12 protein-coding genes are annotated in these 16,677 nt (G+C 51.4%); 11 read left to right on the plus strand and 1 reads right to left on the minus strand.

Going from position 1 to position 16,677, the window contains the following annotated elements; translation table 11 throughout:
* Window positions 1-62: 62 nt before the first annotated feature.
* Complete coding sequence (locus IT444_08620) at window positions 63-641, plus strand: hypothetical protein (GenBank protein ID MCC7192829.1); 579 nt, start codon at window positions 63-65, stop codon at window positions 639-641.
* A gap of 64 nt (window positions 642-705) precedes the next feature.
* Here the strand turns inward: IT444_08620 and IT444_08625 are convergent, their stop codons facing one another.
* On the minus strand, window positions 706-1,470 hold the full coding sequence (locus tag IT444_08625) for a hypothetical protein (GenBank protein MCC7192830.1): 765 nt from the start codon (window positions 1,468-1,470) through the stop codon (window positions 706-708).
* A gap of 130 nt (window positions 1,471-1,600) precedes the next feature.
* On the opposite strand from IT444_08625, the gene IT444_08630 reads away from it, so the two are divergent.
* The 10 genes from IT444_08630 to gyrB all read left to right on the plus strand — a co-directional run bounded on the left by IT444_08630 (window position 1,601) and on the right by gyrB (window position 16,677).
* Window positions 1,601-2,443, plus strand: a complete 843-nt coding sequence (locus IT444_08630; GenBank protein ID MCC7192831.1) for a phytanoyl-CoA dioxygenase family protein — start codon at window positions 1,601-1,603, stop codon at window positions 2,441-2,443.
* A gap of 6 nt (window positions 2,444-2,449) precedes the next feature.
* Window positions 2,450-3,424 (plus strand): aspartyl protease family protein, encoded by a 975-nt coding sequence (locus IT444_08635; protein MCC7192832.1) that lies wholly within the window; start codon window positions 2,450-2,452, stop codon window positions 3,422-3,424.
* A gap of 598 nt (window positions 3,425-4,022) precedes the next feature.
* Window positions 4,023-5,468, plus strand: coding sequence for a transcription termination factor NusA (gene nusA / locus IT444_08640; protein ID MCC7192833.1), 1,446 nt, complete (start codon window positions 4,023-4,025; stop codon window positions 5,466-5,468).
* Window positions 5,469-5,550: 82 nt separating this feature from the next.
* A complete protein-coding gene (infB, locus tag IT444_08645) occupies window positions 5,551-8,382 on the plus strand; it encodes a translation initiation factor IF-2 (GenBank protein ID MCC7192834.1) in 2,832 nt (943 codons plus the stop codon).
* 53 nt (window positions 8,383-8,435) lie between these two features.
* Window positions 8,436-8,732: a DUF503 domain-containing protein gene (locus IT444_08650; protein MCC7192835.1), complete on the plus strand. Its 297-nt coding sequence runs from the start codon at window positions 8,436-8,438 to the stop codon at window positions 8,730-8,732.
* 20 nt (window positions 8,733-8,752) lie between these two features.
* Window positions 8,753-9,181 (plus strand): 30S ribosome-binding factor RbfA, encoded by a 429-nt coding sequence (rbfA, locus tag IT444_08655; GenBank protein ID MCC7192836.1) that lies wholly within the window; start codon window positions 8,753-8,755, stop codon window positions 9,179-9,181.
* Window positions 9,178-9,858, plus strand: coding sequence for a hypothetical protein (locus IT444_08660; protein ID MCC7192837.1), 681 nt, complete (start codon window positions 9,178-9,180; stop codon window positions 9,856-9,858). Before rbfA ends, IT444_08660 begins: the two co-directional genes overlap by 4 nt.
* A 166-nt stretch (window positions 9,859-10,024) precedes the next feature.
* A complete protein-coding gene (locus IT444_08665; GenBank protein MCC7192838.1) occupies window positions 10,025-10,915 on the plus strand; it encodes an ATP phosphoribosyltransferase in 891 nt (296 codons plus the stop codon).
* 264 nt (window positions 10,916-11,179) lie between these two features.
* Complete coding sequence (locus tag IT444_08670; GenBank protein MCC7192839.1) at window positions 11,180-13,912, plus strand: tetratricopeptide repeat protein; 2,733 nt, start codon at window positions 11,180-11,182, stop codon at window positions 13,910-13,912.
* Window positions 13,913-14,103: 191 nt separating this feature from the next.
* Complete coding sequence (gene gyrB / locus IT444_08675) at window positions 14,104-16,677, plus strand: DNA topoisomerase (ATP-hydrolyzing) subunit B (protein ID MCC7192840.1); 2,574 nt, start codon at window positions 14,104-14,106, stop codon at window positions 16,675-16,677.

A 16,677-nucleotide genomic window follows, 5' to 3' on the forward strand; every position in this document is an offset into this window, starting at 1 on the left:
CGTGTAGCAATAAAACAGGAGACGTCGCTAAGTACCTCGTGGGGTGTGGTATGATTCGCAACATGAAGCGATTTGCACGACGAACGTTAGCGGTTTTCGTAGGACTCCTACTCGGCTGGTTTGCTGCAGGGCATCTGCCCGGATCGTTGGCGCAAGCAACCTCAACAGAGGGAACGCCTGCCGCATCGTCATTACAGAGTGATCCTAAGCTCCGAGAAGAACCGAATACAGAAGTTGCGGAGAAACACTCGGTCTCGCAAAACTCCGAGGAAGTGAAATCTCATTCCGCTAACAGCCCCCCGACACATGAGGCGGCATCCGGGACTTCTGAGCACGGTACTCCCGGACAGGCTGGTGATCATCATGAAGGGGGACATTCTGAAGCTGGTGCCTTGGCGGCAAAGCAGATCGTGCCTGAACCTGAACAGATCCAATGGTTTCCTAGAGTTCTTTGGGCCGCAGCAGCATTGTTTGTCGCAGCGATTGTCTTGGGTATTCCAGCTCTGAAAATCCGAGGCCCGCTGCCACCTGATCCCGCAGATTCACACGATGCGCACGCGGCACATGGTGACCACCATGCGGATCATCATGATGATGCACATAGCCATGCACACGCTAAGACCGAGGCAAAACATCACTGATACAGCAAGACGTGAGCGCACGGCTACGTCGAATTCAATACTTTCTTTTGGAACAGTCAATCGACTAATTTGCCTTAGGGCGAAGTGTTCCCTTGTGTGGCACGTTCGCTGGTACGGGGTACTCGGTAAATAGTTCGTCGATCATCAATGGCGCATACGCTCTCCATGACCAGTCGCTGGCGAGCGTAACGACACTGCCTTCCCAACTAATCGCTTGTGGGTTATTGTCGTTGCCATTCTGATAAATCTGAATACTTATGCCGCCCCCCATCAAGCTCTGTGGGCCGCCTTCGGTAATGGTTGTTTTTTCACGCATTTCGATAGCGGGATCGTTATTGTACGGATAGTGCCCCCATTTTCTGCGATATTCATCACGACGTTTGTGATCATCCAAGGTGTAATCGTGACTATCTCGTTCGTATTCGATTTTCCGTGGTTCGATGAAATAGACAGCTCCGTATCGATAGGCAACGGCAATAATTAAGCTCGGATGATCGTGGTCTTCGGTATAACCACGCTTTAACAAACCTTGACGCACCTGCTCCATTACCCATGTCTGCTCTACATCAGAAGTAAGAGCCTCCAACAGAGTGGGGGCATCCGGTGCTGGCCGCCATCCGTGCTCACGAATAAATTCGTTGATATGAAGCGGTAGGTTCTGAGCCAGAAGAGTGCGTCCAATGCCGTGTGACTGTGTAGTCAAAGCAAAGGTCAAGTCATTGGCATTGTTCGTAACAGAAACCGCATCCACATAAACCGTTGGATAACTTTGACATCCCGTGGTGCACAAAACCATCGCGAATAGCGGCATGATGAACAAACGAACCATTTGAAGTATTCCACGAGTATCAGGATATGTTGTTACTAAAAGATTTTCATTCCACATAGATATCTGTCAAGCATTAAAGAAAGCAATACGATCCAGTATCCGACTACACTGGTGGCATGGAGGTTGATTCATGGCAGCCGTTGTTGATTCCACCCTTGCATGGACTGAACACTATGTGAAATATGGGTTCGCGCATGTATCTGGTTTGGTGAGCCGATCATTCTGCGAAGCTGGTGTTGCGAGAGTGCGCCAGTTACTTAAAACAGACCTCCCTCTTAATCAGTGGGAGTATGGCCCATTCCCGCGTCTTTACACTCCATATTTTGAAGGCGGTAATGAGCCTGATGAAGTCTTCGAACGTGTCTTCGAAGAACCATTGCTTTGTGAAGCAATTGAAGAAATGTTCGGAGGGCATGGCCATTGGGATCGGATGAAAAATTACTACCTGTTCTTCACTCCGTTCAATCCCAACGCTAAACAGTCGCTGTCTCCGCAGGGACATATTGATTTTCCAGGACAATGCGTACCGATTTTATATCGAGGCTTCACGTTTCAGGTACTAATGGCGGATAACGAAAAATATGGCGGAAACCTCACGCTTTATCCCGGTACTCACAAGATTGTGCAGAAAACGATCATTGATCAACCTCTGATTCATTTTAATAACGGCATGATGGATCTGCCAAGCCCCGCTCCTGTTGAGTTTGTGGGTAAGGCTGGCGATGTGTGCTTCATGCATCATCTGATTTTTCATTCCGGCAATGAAAATGCTGCGAATCACCGCACGCCCCGCATCGCATTACATGCAGAAGCATTCCGGCAGGAATGGCTTCGCACTGTTGAGTCATCAAAACCTGGCCTGAGTCCGTGGGAACGAAGCCTGGCATTGAATGGCCCCGTCGCAACGACGCCAGAAGTCGAAATCGAAAACATGCGAAAACGTCAGGAATATATTGCTGGATTGCGGAAGTAAGCTTTTATGAACTTTGTTGGAAATATTGGCATATTCCAAATTACGCAGTCCTACAGACGTGTTGCCATATCCTTTTTCTTGAGTGCCGGGTTGAGCTACCTGACGTGTTGTCGAAGTAACCCCTCAACTCCACCTCAACCTCACATCTACGTTCAGAACGAGAATACAACAGCATTCACATTATCCATCGTCCCCAGCAATTCCGTCTATTTCCTGAGAGCTGCCGTAAACGGACAAGACGCAGGCTACTTCCTGATCGATACCGGCAGTAATAACACCGGCGTGACTTCTTTGATGGCAAACCGTCTGCATCTGCCCTACATGGGGCAGAGTTTCGTACAGGGTATCGGCGCGAGGAAAGTAGTTAATCGACGTCGAATTGACTCACTCGTGGCAGGAAATCTGGATTTTGGTACTCGCATTGCCTCTGAAATTGAAGTCGGAAACTTTGGGTCAAGAAATATGACAGTTGGTGGGCTACTAGGATTTGATACGCTCGGCAATCGAGTATTCTCACTCGACTTTAAAGGTCAGACACTTCAAATTCGTAACGCGGGAGATGTTGCGACTCCAAGCTATTCCAGTGTTGAAGAACTTCACCTTATTGAAGGTCTGCCTGCAGTACGTGCTGAAGTTGAGGGTTATGCAATGTGGCTGATTCTCGATACCGGGGCATCGGCGACACTGATGCTGCCAGGGGCGACGGTTGAACGCTGGTCAGGATTTCTGAATATGAAGAATAATCGTCACACTCAGTCTTGGGGTGCGACCGGTCCTGTGAACAACGTCACAACAATTGCACGCTCATTACGAATTTTTGGAATGGAGTTGATTAACACATCCGCGAACGTGGAGTGGACGCCTCGTATATTAGAGTACGATGGCCTACCGGTAGGGAGGATTGGTATGGGGATTTTACGTGATTGCCTGTTGACCTTTGATGCCTCTAAAGCAAAGCTCTACGTTCAGTGGCGACCGTAAACAACCTTGTCAGATGACGTAACAGCACGAAAATCCTTGAAGTCGTATTCCAAGTAGGTAGCTGGGAACAGTCGTAATGTTGGAGTTATGGTCTGCATCTATCGAAACTTGACACATTTTCTGACCTACGTAAACTTTAGGACTACACTTCATCCGATTCGAGGCATGGGGCTTCGATGGTGGGTGAGGTACCGAGGTTTGGATGATGCTCATGCCTGCACAGCCCGAAACGAGCCTGCGAGCAAGGTGATGGGGCGTTTAACGACCCAGCACCGAGTTAGCATGCATAAGGCTGCGAGGCGTTGCCGCAAGGCACGCATGCAGTTTGCCCGTCTCGCGAAGAAGGAGGGGGCATCCATGGCCTAGTGCACGTAAGTGCATTTTGTCGGCAATGCAGTGATGTGGTTACGCATCACTGCTTCGCCAAGACCTCGGGCCACGAGCGCTTCAAAGAGCGGATCGTGGCCATTGTTTTTAGGTGAGCAACACACAGGATCTCACAGTTTCAAATGTCTGATAAATCTGGACAACCTGGCTTGGGTAAACACGGACATCATCCGTGGTAAGCCCGACAATTTAATAGAGAAGGAATATCAAGATGAATACCTCTGAACTACTCCGCCTCATTGATTCGATTTCCCGTGACCGCAACGTGGACAAAGAGTCGCTCTACAAAGACATTGAGCAGGCAATGGTTTCTGCCGCCCGCAAACACTTCAATGCTGTCGATACGGAGGAGTTTACTTGTGAACTTGATCGTATCAGCGGCAAGATTCGAATTTTCCGAGGTCAGGAAGAGATTTCGCTGGAGTCGCTTGGTCGCATCCCAGCGCAGACTGCTAAACAGGTGATGATCCAGCGGTTCCGTGAGGATGAAAGGTCGAGCATCTACAACGAGTTTATCGACCGTGTAGGCGAACTGACCACCGGCATGGCTCAGCGATATGAGGGGGGGGCACTGGTGGTTTCGCTGGGACGGGCCGAGGGCTTTATGCCACGCAGTGAGCAGATCCCCGGAGAACAACATCAGCCGGGCGAGCGAGTGCGATGCCTGATCCTGGACGTTCGTGATGCGGGAAATCAGGTAAAAATCGTTCTTAGCCGGGCACAACCGGAGTTCATCAAGCGATTGTTTGAAGTTGAGGTTCCAGAGGTTGCGGAACGCATTATTGAAATCAAGGCCATGGCACGCGAGCCGGGACACCGAACAAAGATCGCGGTCTCCTCTATCGATTCAAAAGTAGATGCCGTCGGAGCCTGCGTTGGTGTTCGTGGCAGCCGGATCAAAAATATCGTTGATGAGCTTGGCGGCGAAAAGATTGACATCGTGAGATGGAACGAGTCCTCGCAAATTCTTATCCAGAATGCACTCAAGCCGGCTGAGGTTGTTGAAATATCACTGTGCTTCGAACTGGGTCGTGCCACCGTTGTAGTTAATGAAGATCAACTCAGTTTGGCAATCGGTAAACGAGGGCAGAACGTTCGGTTGGCAGCCCGTCTGACACAATGGGATGTTGATATTCTCACGCCCGCTGAGTTCAGTAAGGGGCTCGACACGATGGAGGCTACGCTCAAGCTGGTTCCTGAGATCACTGAAGAGCATGCGGACCGGCTTGCGGCACTGGGTGTTATCAGCGTATTCGATGTCGAAGAAGTCGGTGCGGATTATCTGGTTGAACAACTTCAGGTTACTGCCGAGCAAGCGGCAGAGATGGTCAAGATCGCTGGCGATAAAGCGAAAGTAGTAGCCGAGGAGCAGGCGAAGGAGAAGGAAGAAGCCGAACGGAGGAAGAAGGAAGCTGCTGCTGCGGTTGCGGCAATGCCTGGTGAACAACAGGCCGCTGCGGTGCTGGGTGAGGCTCCAAGCGGTGAGGCGTCAGGTGGTGCTTCGTCAGACGGACAGACACCGACTCAAGGTACGACTTCTACGGGTGGCAATGATGATGATTCAAGCATCGTCGCGATGCTCGAAGCGCGGCAGCAAAAGAACGATATCTCTGCGGATGACAGTGCTGCCAACAGTGCTCAAGAGCAGAGGCAGTAGTTCTTTGTTCACAGGTCGATCTGTCGGAGTCTATGGAGATTGGCGTAACGAGGACGAGGCTTGATGTACGAAGGAGCAGGTTTTGGCTAAGCAGAAAAAGGTTCACGATATCGCCAAGGAGCTTGGCGTCGATAGCAAGGCGATCATTGCCAAATGCGTGGCAGAGGGAATCTCTGACCTCAAGACGCACAACTCCACGGTGAAGTTTGGCCTGGAGCAGACGATCCTCCAGTGGTTTCGTAGTGTCGGTGCGACGGCAGGCACTGACGAGACTGCAACAGCTACAGCTACAGCTACTGCAGTCGAGGAAGCAGAGAAAATTGACCCTGCAAAAGCGAAGTCTCCGCGAGCTAGGAAAAAGGCATCAACTAAAGTTTCAGTCGAGGAAGACGCCAAGCCTTCCGTCGTAGCGACTACTGTTACACCCAAACTCGCACGTCCCACGCCATCACGGAAAGTTGAACCCACACCTTCGCCTGAACCCGTTGAATCTGAGGTAAAAGAAGCTGCCCCGCCGCCTGCCGCACCTCCCAAGCCACCTGCTCCCGAAGCGAAGCCCTCGCCTGCTGTCGTAGTACCGCCTCCTCCGCCCGCAGCACCTGCTGCGCCACGCCCGGATATTCGTCCTGCAGGCCAGCCGAATGTTCCTACACGCCCTCAATTTGTTCGTCCTGTCGGCATTGCCAATAAACCAACACAAGCAGTGCTTAAAGGGCCGAAGCTGATCCGTGTTGAGAAACCCGAAAACCTTGAACCTCCACGCCCCCGCCGTGCGCCGGGATCAGGCGGTCCGATCTCGCCTGCGGCTCGCTCAAACATCGGAGGCGAAGATACCGGGATTTCACGGTCTCGCGGTCCTGCCCGCGGTCGTGGTGCAGGTGCCGGCCCATCATCGGCTGGCGGTGACGAAGGCAAAGCACCAGCTAAACGCCGTTCGCTAAGCACGAGACGCGGTCGATCGGCAGAGGCTTTACCTGTTGGACCAACCAAGTTTACGGAACAGGATTTGGCGGAGCTCGATAGCCGCCTCAATCATGCATCAGGTTTTCTTAAGCAGCGACGTCGTGATCTTAAGAAGCATCAGGCCACCACTGGAACAACTACGCCATCTCCCAGTACCACTGGCGGGCCGGTTCAGATTGCTGAACCTATCACCATCAAGTCGCTCTCCAGCGTGATCGGTGTTAAGGCCACTGACATCATCAAGTACCTTTTTACAAAAAAGGGAATCATGGCGACGCTTAATTCAGCAATAGGTGCTGAGGCTGCCATGGAAGTCGCACTCGAATACGACATTGATCTCGTGGTGCAGGAGCAGCAGACTGCTGAACAGGTAGTCGTCAAGCAATTTGAAGACCGGGTACCTATCGATGTTCGTCCGCGTCCTCCAGTGGTGACCGTGCTCGGTCATGTTGACCATGGAAAAACAAGTTTGTTGGATCGCATCCGCAAGGCTGACGTTGCCGCTCACGAAGCGGGTGGAATTACGCAGCACGTCGGTGCCTACCGTGTGACCATTGATGGTTCCGACGGGAAAAAGAAGACGGTAGTATTTCTGGATACTCCAGGCCACCAGGCATTTACGAGCATGCGCGCTCGCGGAGCCAAGATGACGGATCTGGTGGTTTTGGTAGTCGCTGCTGATGATGGAGTGATGCCACAAACGATTGAATCGATCAACCACGCCAAGGCAGCAGAGGTCCCGATCATCGTTGTGCTGAACAAAATCGACAAGACCGAAGCCACAGAAGCCAACATTCGCAAAATATTCGGGCAGTTGGCGGAACATGGACTGAACCCAACCGAGTGGGGTGGCAATACTGAAGTGCTGCGTGTCAGTGCGACACAGGGAACCGGCATCAATGATTTGCTAGAAGTTCTGGACTATCAGGCCGCACTGCTCGAACTGCAAGCGGACTACGGCGGGACGGCACGTGGCACAGTGATCGAAGCGCAGATGCAGCCAGGTCGCGGTCCTGTAGCCCGCGTCCTGGTTGAGCAGGGGCGAATGAGCCTTGGTAATTTCATCGTGATTGGTCGCGCCTTTGGCCGTGTACGCGACATGACTGATGAATACGGCAAAGCAATTATTGATGCAGGTCCTGCGACACCTCTGGAGCTTTCAGGCATCGACATGATTCCAGATGCTGGTGACAAGTTCTATGTCACCAACACACTGGGTGAAGCAGAAGAAATCGCTACGCATTGCCGTGAGGCAGAGCGGAATAAACAGCTCGCCAGCCAGACTAAGGTCACGCTTGATAATTTTGCGTCTCAGATGACGCAAGGCAGTACCAAGGAACTGCGAGTCGTGCTCAAAGCTGACGTGCAGGGGTCGATTGACGTTCTCAAAAAGAGCGTCAATGAAATCGGTAATCAGGAAGTGGCTGTAAAAGTTATTCATGCTGCGGTCGGAGGTATCACGGAAAGCGACGTTCTTCTGGCAGATGCGTCAGATGCAGTCATTATTGGATTCCATGTCGTCGCTCCGCCCGCGGTGCGGGAGATTGCGGAAGCCCGTGGCGTGGATATCCGGCTCTATCGAATTATCTATGAGCTGACAGACGAATTGAAGAAGGCCCTCGAAGGATTGCTGGAACCGGAGAAGCGAGAGGAAGAAGTTGGTGCTGCTGAGGTACGAGAAGTCTTCCGCATCAGTAAGGTCGGCACGGTGGCTGGCTGCCTGGTCACCGAAGGCACGATTCAGCGTAATTCGAAAATACGCGTCATCCGAGACGGCATTGTTGTTACGGAAGATCGAAATATCGACAGCTTACGCCGCATCAAAGATGACTTACGCGAAGTCAGGGCTGGCTTGGAATGTGGCATCAAGCTTCAGGGATTCGATGACATTAAACCCGGTGATCGACTCGCCTGCTACAACACTAAGACTTTCGCACGGAAACTCGAATAGAAACACGACAGCGGTTCTTGGATCTCTGCCTTCACACAAGGGAACCGATGATTGTGGGTATTCTTCAGGTTGAGTTGATGATCGACGACGCAACGTCACTTAAAGATAAACGTCGTGTTGTTCGTAGTGTTAAGGATAAGTTGCATCATGATCACCAGGTTTCAGTTGCGGAAGTGGACGCTCTCGACGATCACAATGTGGCAATTCTCGGTATCACAATGGCATCCAACGATGTGAAGCATTGCCAGAGTGTGCTGGATGGAATTGTCAATCAGCTCCGCCGCCACCAGGAATGTATTTTGACGGACCATGCACAGGAGATTTTGACAGGTCAAAAGCCAAACCGTTGATGCGCCTGCTTTGAATCATCATGAGTTTCCGCAAACAACAAGTTGAGTCCACGCTGAAGCGTGCTGTTAGCCAGGTTCTCACGCAGAGGCTATCCGACCCGCGAGTGACCGGTATGGTCAGCGTAACCCATGTGGATGTGAGCCCGGACTTTCACAACGCGATTGTTTATATCACGGTGATGCCTGACACCGTACAACAGACAACCCTGCATGGAATCCGTCATGCGGTTGGCCACATCTATAAGTTGGTGCGCGATCAAGTGGCTCTCAAAACATTACCCAACCTTGAGTTTCGCCTCGATACCGCGTTTAAAAAAGAAGCCGCGGTTTTGAGTGCCATTCGGCGCGGCATGGAGCAGGAAGAGATACGTTCCAAGCCGATGGAATCAACGTCGAAATCTCTCAAACCGTCTCCACCCCAGGATCCCTCAATTGAGGAAACCCCGTGAAGAACGAGAACTCATACGTAAAAAAACTGATAGCCTTGCTCAAGAAAATACGGTCAACTAACCGTGCCGAGAGTCATACACAACATGACGCCGTGACACAGTTGGTCATCGCATATCTGGAATGGAATGCTACTCGCAAATCAGCCAAAGACGCACATGCGAGATTGATGCGCGTCATGGTGGATAACAACGATCTTCGTGTGAGCCATCCTCATGAAATCGTGGCAATACTCGGAGAACGCTATCCGCGAGCAGAGGAACGAGCAGCACGGCTGCATGAAGCACTTCAAGAGATATATCTTCGTGAACACGCAATCGAAGTTGACCTATCCGATAAATCCAAAAAACAAGTCCGTACCTATTTTGATTCACTACCAGGCATAACTCAGTACGTTGCCGCACAGGTCACTCTGCTTGCCTGTAATAGTCATGCGATACCTGTAGACGACCACATGGCAGATCTGTTAAGAGAAGAAGGGGTAGTAGATCCAGCGGCCACAGTAGAGGAAATAGGTGCGTTTCTTGAGCGATGTGTGAAGGCTGATGACGCTGTTGAAGTTCACCTGTGCATGCGAGCTTGGGCAGACGGGCGGACCATCAGAAGCAAACCGACTAAACCTGCAAAATCAACGAAGAAACCAAAATCGACTAAAAAATCATCAAAAAACAAACGCTGAGTTGAAAAGCAAGATCATAATTGATTCCCCGGTAGCACCACATTCGAGATGCAGGATCCGTTTGCTTCCATCAGAAACCAGTAAAAAAGCAGAAAAAGCCAACGGCTTGGAATTAAATTATTAGCTGGGTTCCGTTCTACTTGATTCTTGATCCTCAGGACCACCAATGACTCAGAGCATTAGTAAATCTCTCCTCCGAATAGGGTTGCCGAAAGGTAGTCTTCAGGATTCAACGATCGATCTTTTCCAGCGAGCAGGCTATCACATCCACATTCCAGAACGATCCTATTTCCCCACGATCGATGACCCCGATCTTCAGGCCATTATGTTTCGTTCACAGGAAATGAGTCGGTACGTTGAGGATGGGGTGATCGACGTCGGCATAACAGGCCACGATTGGGTTGTCGAAACAGGTTCTGATGTGCACGAGGTCTGCGAATTGACCTATTCCAAAAGCACGAGCAAACCGGTGCGATGGGTTCTCTGTGTACCTGAAGAATCACCTGTGCAGAAACCTGAACAACTCCAGGATGGAATCATCGCCACGGAACTGGTCCAGACCACCCAGAAATACTTCAGAGATCGCAATATCCGTATCAAACGAGTCGAATTTTCATGGGGGGCAACCGAAGTAAAAGCCCGACTGGTTAACGCAATCGTTGACTCTACCGAAACAGGATCGAGTATCCGAGCCAATAAGCTGCGGATTATCGACACACTGGTGACCAGCACCACGCGATTAATTGCGAATCATCAGGCATGGAAGGACTCCACCAAGCGGAATAAGATTGAAGACTTGGCGTTGCTTTTAAAGGGAGCAATCGCGGCGAGGGAGAAGGTGGGCTTAAAAATGAATGTTCCTCGCGACAGATTGGCTGATATTTTGAAATTACTGCCTGCGGAAAAATCACCCACCGTCAACGAGTTGGCCGATCCGGGTTGGGTTGCTCTGGAGGTAATTGTTGAGGAACACGTAGAACGCGAGCTTGTCCCACGGCTTAGCCGTACCGGTGCGACCGGCATCATCAGCTATGGGTTGAAGAAGGTTATCCCCTAACGGAGAGGCAGAATCGTCTTGCGAGATTCACAACAGAAGTATCTGTGCGATAGGCGATGTGATTTCTCGTTTACCCTCGCTGCGGCACTTTCAATCGGCCTGCTGGCTGTCACAGCCTCGATCGAGAGTTGTAAATCTCGCATAACAGCCACGCAGCCCGTTACGGGTTCTCATTCTCCACAGCTCCGCTCGATCTTGGACATTCATGTCCCACCGCCTCCGGGTGTCGAGATTAAAGTACTCGCACCTCGCGAAGGTGAGGCATTGACTAAGGCTCGAATGTCGCTCGATGCGATTATCGCTTCGTTGCCGAGCCCTGAGTACCTTTTCGCGACGACACAGCCAGCTACGCAGCCTGCTGCCTCTCAGAGCGAACCACCCCTCGCAGCTCAACTTAAATACGTTGAAGCCCGTGAGGCATGGCTGGACCGCCGCGCATTTGATGCTATTCGTGAGCTTCAGGCCGCCGACGTACTCGCACCAAATCGACCTGAAATATTGAGCCTGCTTGGGCAGATCTATAGCTACTCTGGTAACAAAGTTCGTGGCGGGTATTACCTTGAACAAGCAGTCAAACTCGACCCCTACGATGCAGAGAGTCTCTACTTGCTCGGCCGCTACGCTCTGGAGCAAGGCAAAGAGGGAGAAGCGATTGTGGATTTTTCCGCAGCTATGAAAGTCGCTGGCAAGGTTGACGATGTTGATCAAGCTCTCTGGCCAATGATCGCTTTTTCGCTAGGTGGTGCTTTAGATAGTGCGGGCTATGACCTCGCAGCTGCAGAGCAATACCGTTTTTCCTTGGATCATTCAAATCTTGCCGGCCGTAGTTCGCGTTTGGGGCGTGAGGTTTCCTTCCTGACACGACAAAGGGCGTCCACTTTTCAATCTCTAGGAGATACCTTAAATCGCTTGGGGAAAATCCGTGAGGCAATGGAGGCCTATACAGACAGCCTAGCTGCTATTGAAGATAAACCTGAGTCGGAGATCATCGCACGTCTGACGTATACACAACTCCGCGCGGGTTGGCGAGATGCCGCTCAGGACACGGTAATCTCCTACGTCAACCAGAGTAATGCTGCTCCAGCGTCGATCGAGCTTGTGCGATATATCGTCACCAACGGTGTTGATGCTAATCCTCTTGCATCGAAGCTGGAGTCTATTTACAAAAAAGATGGCCAGCCACAACAACTCGCGTTAGCTATTGCGAGTATTCTTGGAACGCCTAATGGTTTAGCGTTCCTCGAATCGCACCTGGATGCCAAGCCTGGCGATCGTGCTGTCTTTGAACAGCTTGTCAAAGAAACACTGGCGCTTCCCGCGAGTGATCCTCTTGGACCGACTCGTGCAGTGAGGCTGACATCCCGAGCCATCACCAGCCAGCCTAACCTGGCGCGAGAATATTCCGACTCGATGATTCAAGCCGCACCACGGAGCCTTCACCTACCAGGTGTAATAGATGCGACCAATGTAGATACGAAATACCAGTCAGCGTGCAGCTATCTGAAAGCACGATCCCTGGCAGCAGCAGGCCAGGCGGACGAAGCTGCCACAGCCTATGAGGTTGCGAGTCGAGGTGACGGAGCAATTCCTGCTGCGAAAGTGGAATTCGCAAGATTGTTGGCATTACGAGGCGATATAACCCGTGCCAACGAAATTCTCGACTCGATGGGGGATCGTCAAGATTCGGATACGGTTGCTCTTCGCGTAGCCCTGCTTGCAGATGCAGGTAAACACGCAGAGGCTCTGGCTCTGGTGGAGAGCTTAATTACCAAATCTCCGACCAATGTAGCTCTTGTTATACAAAAGGCAGCACTTCAGCAGGCAACCAATGATATTTCCGGGGCAGAGCGCACTCTGCTGGATGCTCTCGACAGTAATTCACAGTCTGAGTCAATTTATGAGGCTCTCTTTGCTCTCTATAACTCCCCGCAGGCTCCGCCTGATGCGACCAAACAATTTCAAAGACTAATGCTGCGGCTCACACGAGCCTTGCCCAACAGTCGTCTGGCTCGTCTGATGAACGCAGAGATACTTGCTGCCCGTGGCGATACATCGCAGGCAGAGGAGATGTTCCGTTCGCTCCTGAAGGATAATCCCCGTGATGCAGAAGCTCTGGCATCGCTGGCGGACCTGCTTGTAAGGGGACAACGACGCGATGAAGCCAACAAGCTGATCGACGAGGCCGTCCTTACCAATCCAAAGGACAGGGGCATTCTTATGGTGGCTCGCGGCCACTATCTTCAACGGGTTCCTGATCGGCAAAAAGCCTATGAACTAGAGGAAAAGCTGATAGCACTTAATCCAGCCAGTCCCTCGCGTGCGGCTGCGATGGCCAACCTCTATGCACGCACAAACCGTACTCAGGAAGCAATTGCCCTTCTAAATGAGGCGATGAGAACCTACCCGGAAAAGGTAAATGATCTTAAGGTAGAGCTCTCGACAGTCTATGATCGCATGGGCGATCATTTAAAATCCGAAGTATTGCTTCAAGAAGTACTGCGAGATCAGCCAGATCACGATCGCGCAATGAATGGGCTTGGATACTCATGGGCTAATCGAGGAGAACATCTCGATGAAGCCCGTATCATGATCGAAAAAGCAGTTGAGAAAGATCGTGACAATGCGGCTTATCTCGACTCGCTCGGATGGGTCTATTACAAACTGGGGCGTTTTGCCGATGCAGTGCAGCAACTGGAACGTGCTCGTAATGCTCCAGGCGGAGACTACCCGGTTATTCTCGAACACCTAGCCGATGCCTATTACCGGATAGGACGTTCAAAGGAAGCAATCACAACTTGGGCTAGAGCTCAGATCAAACTTGCGCAGGAAGATGCAGAAAATGATCGTGAGTTAATAGGGTTGGGTGAACGTATCCGATTGAAAATTGAAGCTGCGCAATCGGGCAAACCGGTGCCCTTATCCGATGTACCGGGAGGCTCATCAGCGAGCCGTCCAGCGGAGCCAAATCCCACTACCTCCCCGGCTCCGGCACCGTAAACTAAAAGCGCGATAATATACTCGTAAACCCCTTAAAACAAGGGATTTTTAATAGCTTTGGCTGTTTTACGGGACTAGATACGAGACGGCATTTCGCCTACAATAACTTGCAGAAATCCGGGGCCGAAACGGACCCGAAATTCATCGATCTTTACCGTATTTCGCCGATTCCAAGGAAGGCCGGGTCCACCATGGAAGATACTTCTGCCGCCGTCACTCCAACCGCCAGCAGCACCCCCAGAACACAACAGGCTGGCTACAACGAAGAAAGCATTAAGGTTCTCGAAGGTCTCGAAGCCGTGCGCAAACGGCCGGGGATGTACATTGGTGACACGACTCAACGAGGACTGCACCATCTGGTTTATGAGATCGTTGACAACTCGATTGATGAACATATGGCAGGGCGGTGCAGTGTAATCGGAGTCAAGATTAATGCCGACGGGTCGCTCAGCGTTACTGACGACGGATCAGGTATTCCAGTACGGCCATATAAACATGAAAATCCGCAGCTCAATGGCCGGCCTACAGTGGAAATCGTCCTCACCGTCCTACATGCCGGCGGTAAGTTTGACCACGATGCTTACAAAGTCTCCGGTGGGCTACACGGCGTAGGAGCCAGCGTTGTTAACGCGCTTTCCGAATGGCTCGATGTCGAGGTTTCTCGTGATGGGAAAATCCATGCGATTTCTTTTGAACGAGGCAAGGTTGTAGAGCCACTCCACGTCATCGGAGCAGCAGTCAAGAGTGGTACAAAGCTTACTTTCAAGCCGGATCCACTTGTGTTTCCCGACACGGAGTTCCGCTTTGATACACTCGCGGGGCGTTTACGTGAGTTGGCTTATCTAAACCCCGGCCTCACAATCACACTTGAAGATGAACGTATCGCCAAATCGCACACCTACGTGTTCCCAGAGGGCATTCTCGCGTTCGTCGGAGCACTCAATGAAGGCAAAAGTGTCATCATCGAGCCGATTTACTTCAAGGTCGAATCCAATGCTTCAAAAGGCGATCCCGCGTTCGGCCTCGTCTGTGATGTGGCTATTCAATACAACGACTCATACAACGAGACGCTGCTCGCCTTCGCAAACAACATCAATACTCTTGAAGGCGGAACACATTTATCAGGTTTCAAAACCGCACTGACTCGCACCCTCAATAATTATGCGCGTGCCAACAACATCATTAAGGATGATGTTGCGCCCACAGGCGAAGACGTACGCGAAGGGCTTGCTGCGATTGTCTCGGTCAAAGTCCCTGATCCTCAGTTTGAAGGTCAAACGAAAACGAAGCTGGGTAACAGCGAAGTCGAATCATTCGTCAATTCCATTGTCGGGGACAAACTTGGAGCATGGCTCGAAGAGCATCCGACTGAGGCAAAAAAAATCTGTATGAAGGGTGTGATGGCAGCTCATGCACGTGAGGCTGCTCGTAAAGCCAGAGAGCTGACTCGACGTAAGGGGGCCCTCGACGGCGGGGGGTTGCCGGGCAAGCTTTACGACTGCACCAGTAAAGACGTGGAAGCTTCGGAAATCTATCTCGTCGAAGGTGATTCTGCAGGCGGATCAGCCAAAGGTGGACGCGACCATCGCTATCAGGCCATCCTTCCACTGAAGGGAAAAATCCTGAACGTGGAAAAGGCGCGACTAGACAAAATTCTTGGATTTGAGGAAATCCGCACAATCATCCAGGCACTCAACTGCGGTATCGGTGAGGGAGATTTTGACCTGACAAAGCTGCGCTACGGCAAGATCATCATCATGACCGACGCCGACGTCGATGGATCACACATTCGCACCCTGTTGCTTACCTTTTTCTTCCGTCAGATGCCGGAATTAATCCGACAGCACCGTGTGTATATCGCTCAACCACCTCTATATCAGGTGGTGCGCCAGAAAAAGTCAGAGTACGTACTCAACGAAAAGCGAATGCGTGAGGTTGCCGGGGGGCTTGGTCTCGAAGGCGCGACGCTCATTGTTTTCGACGATGAACACAAAGAAACCGTACGACTTACCGGTTTCGAACTGAAGTCTGTCCTCGATTTACTTGAACAGCTTGGCGAAATGGTTGCAATCGTGCAGCGGCGCGGCATTGTCTTCACCGATCTACTTTCATTACGAAGTCGTGATCCTGAAGGGAAAAACCATCTGCCGCGAGTTCGCCTCCAGATCGCGGGAGGAAATAACGGAGCTACAGGTGAACACTATTTTTGGTCCGATGCCCAGGAGGACCAGTTCAGGCAGCAGCACAAGCTGTATCACGTTGCCTCTGATGCGGCATCACCCCAACCGGACCAGAACGATAGACCTGCGACTGCAATTCGTCAGGAACTTCATGAGGTCAAAGAGCTTGAAAGAATCTTTGCACGCCTCGGAGAATACGGCCTTTCCATTGATGATTACGCGCTGGTTCAGGAACAATCCGCCGCGGGAGAGAAGATGCCAACCCGGTTTGAACTGTCAGTCAAGGATACCAAGGGGCACGTGCAAGTAACACAAGTACCCAATCTCGCTCGTATTGCCCCGACGATCCTTGATTTGGGTAAGCAAGGTGTTGAGATCAAAAGATTCAAGGGACTGGGCGAGATGGATGCTGAGCAGCTATGGGATACAACAATGAATCCCGCAAATCGAGTTTTAATGCGAGTGACTTGGGATGCTGCCAGTCAGGCCGAACAGCTCTTTTCAATCCTGATGGGAGAAGAAGTCGAGCCGCGGCGTAAATACATTGAGAGCCATGCGCTTGAAGTTAAAAATCTCGACGTATAG

It is taken from the genome of Phycisphaeraceae bacterium, from assembly GCA_020851465.1.
GTDB lineage: Bacteria > Planctomycetota > Phycisphaerae > Phycisphaerales > Phycisphaeraceae > JADZCR01.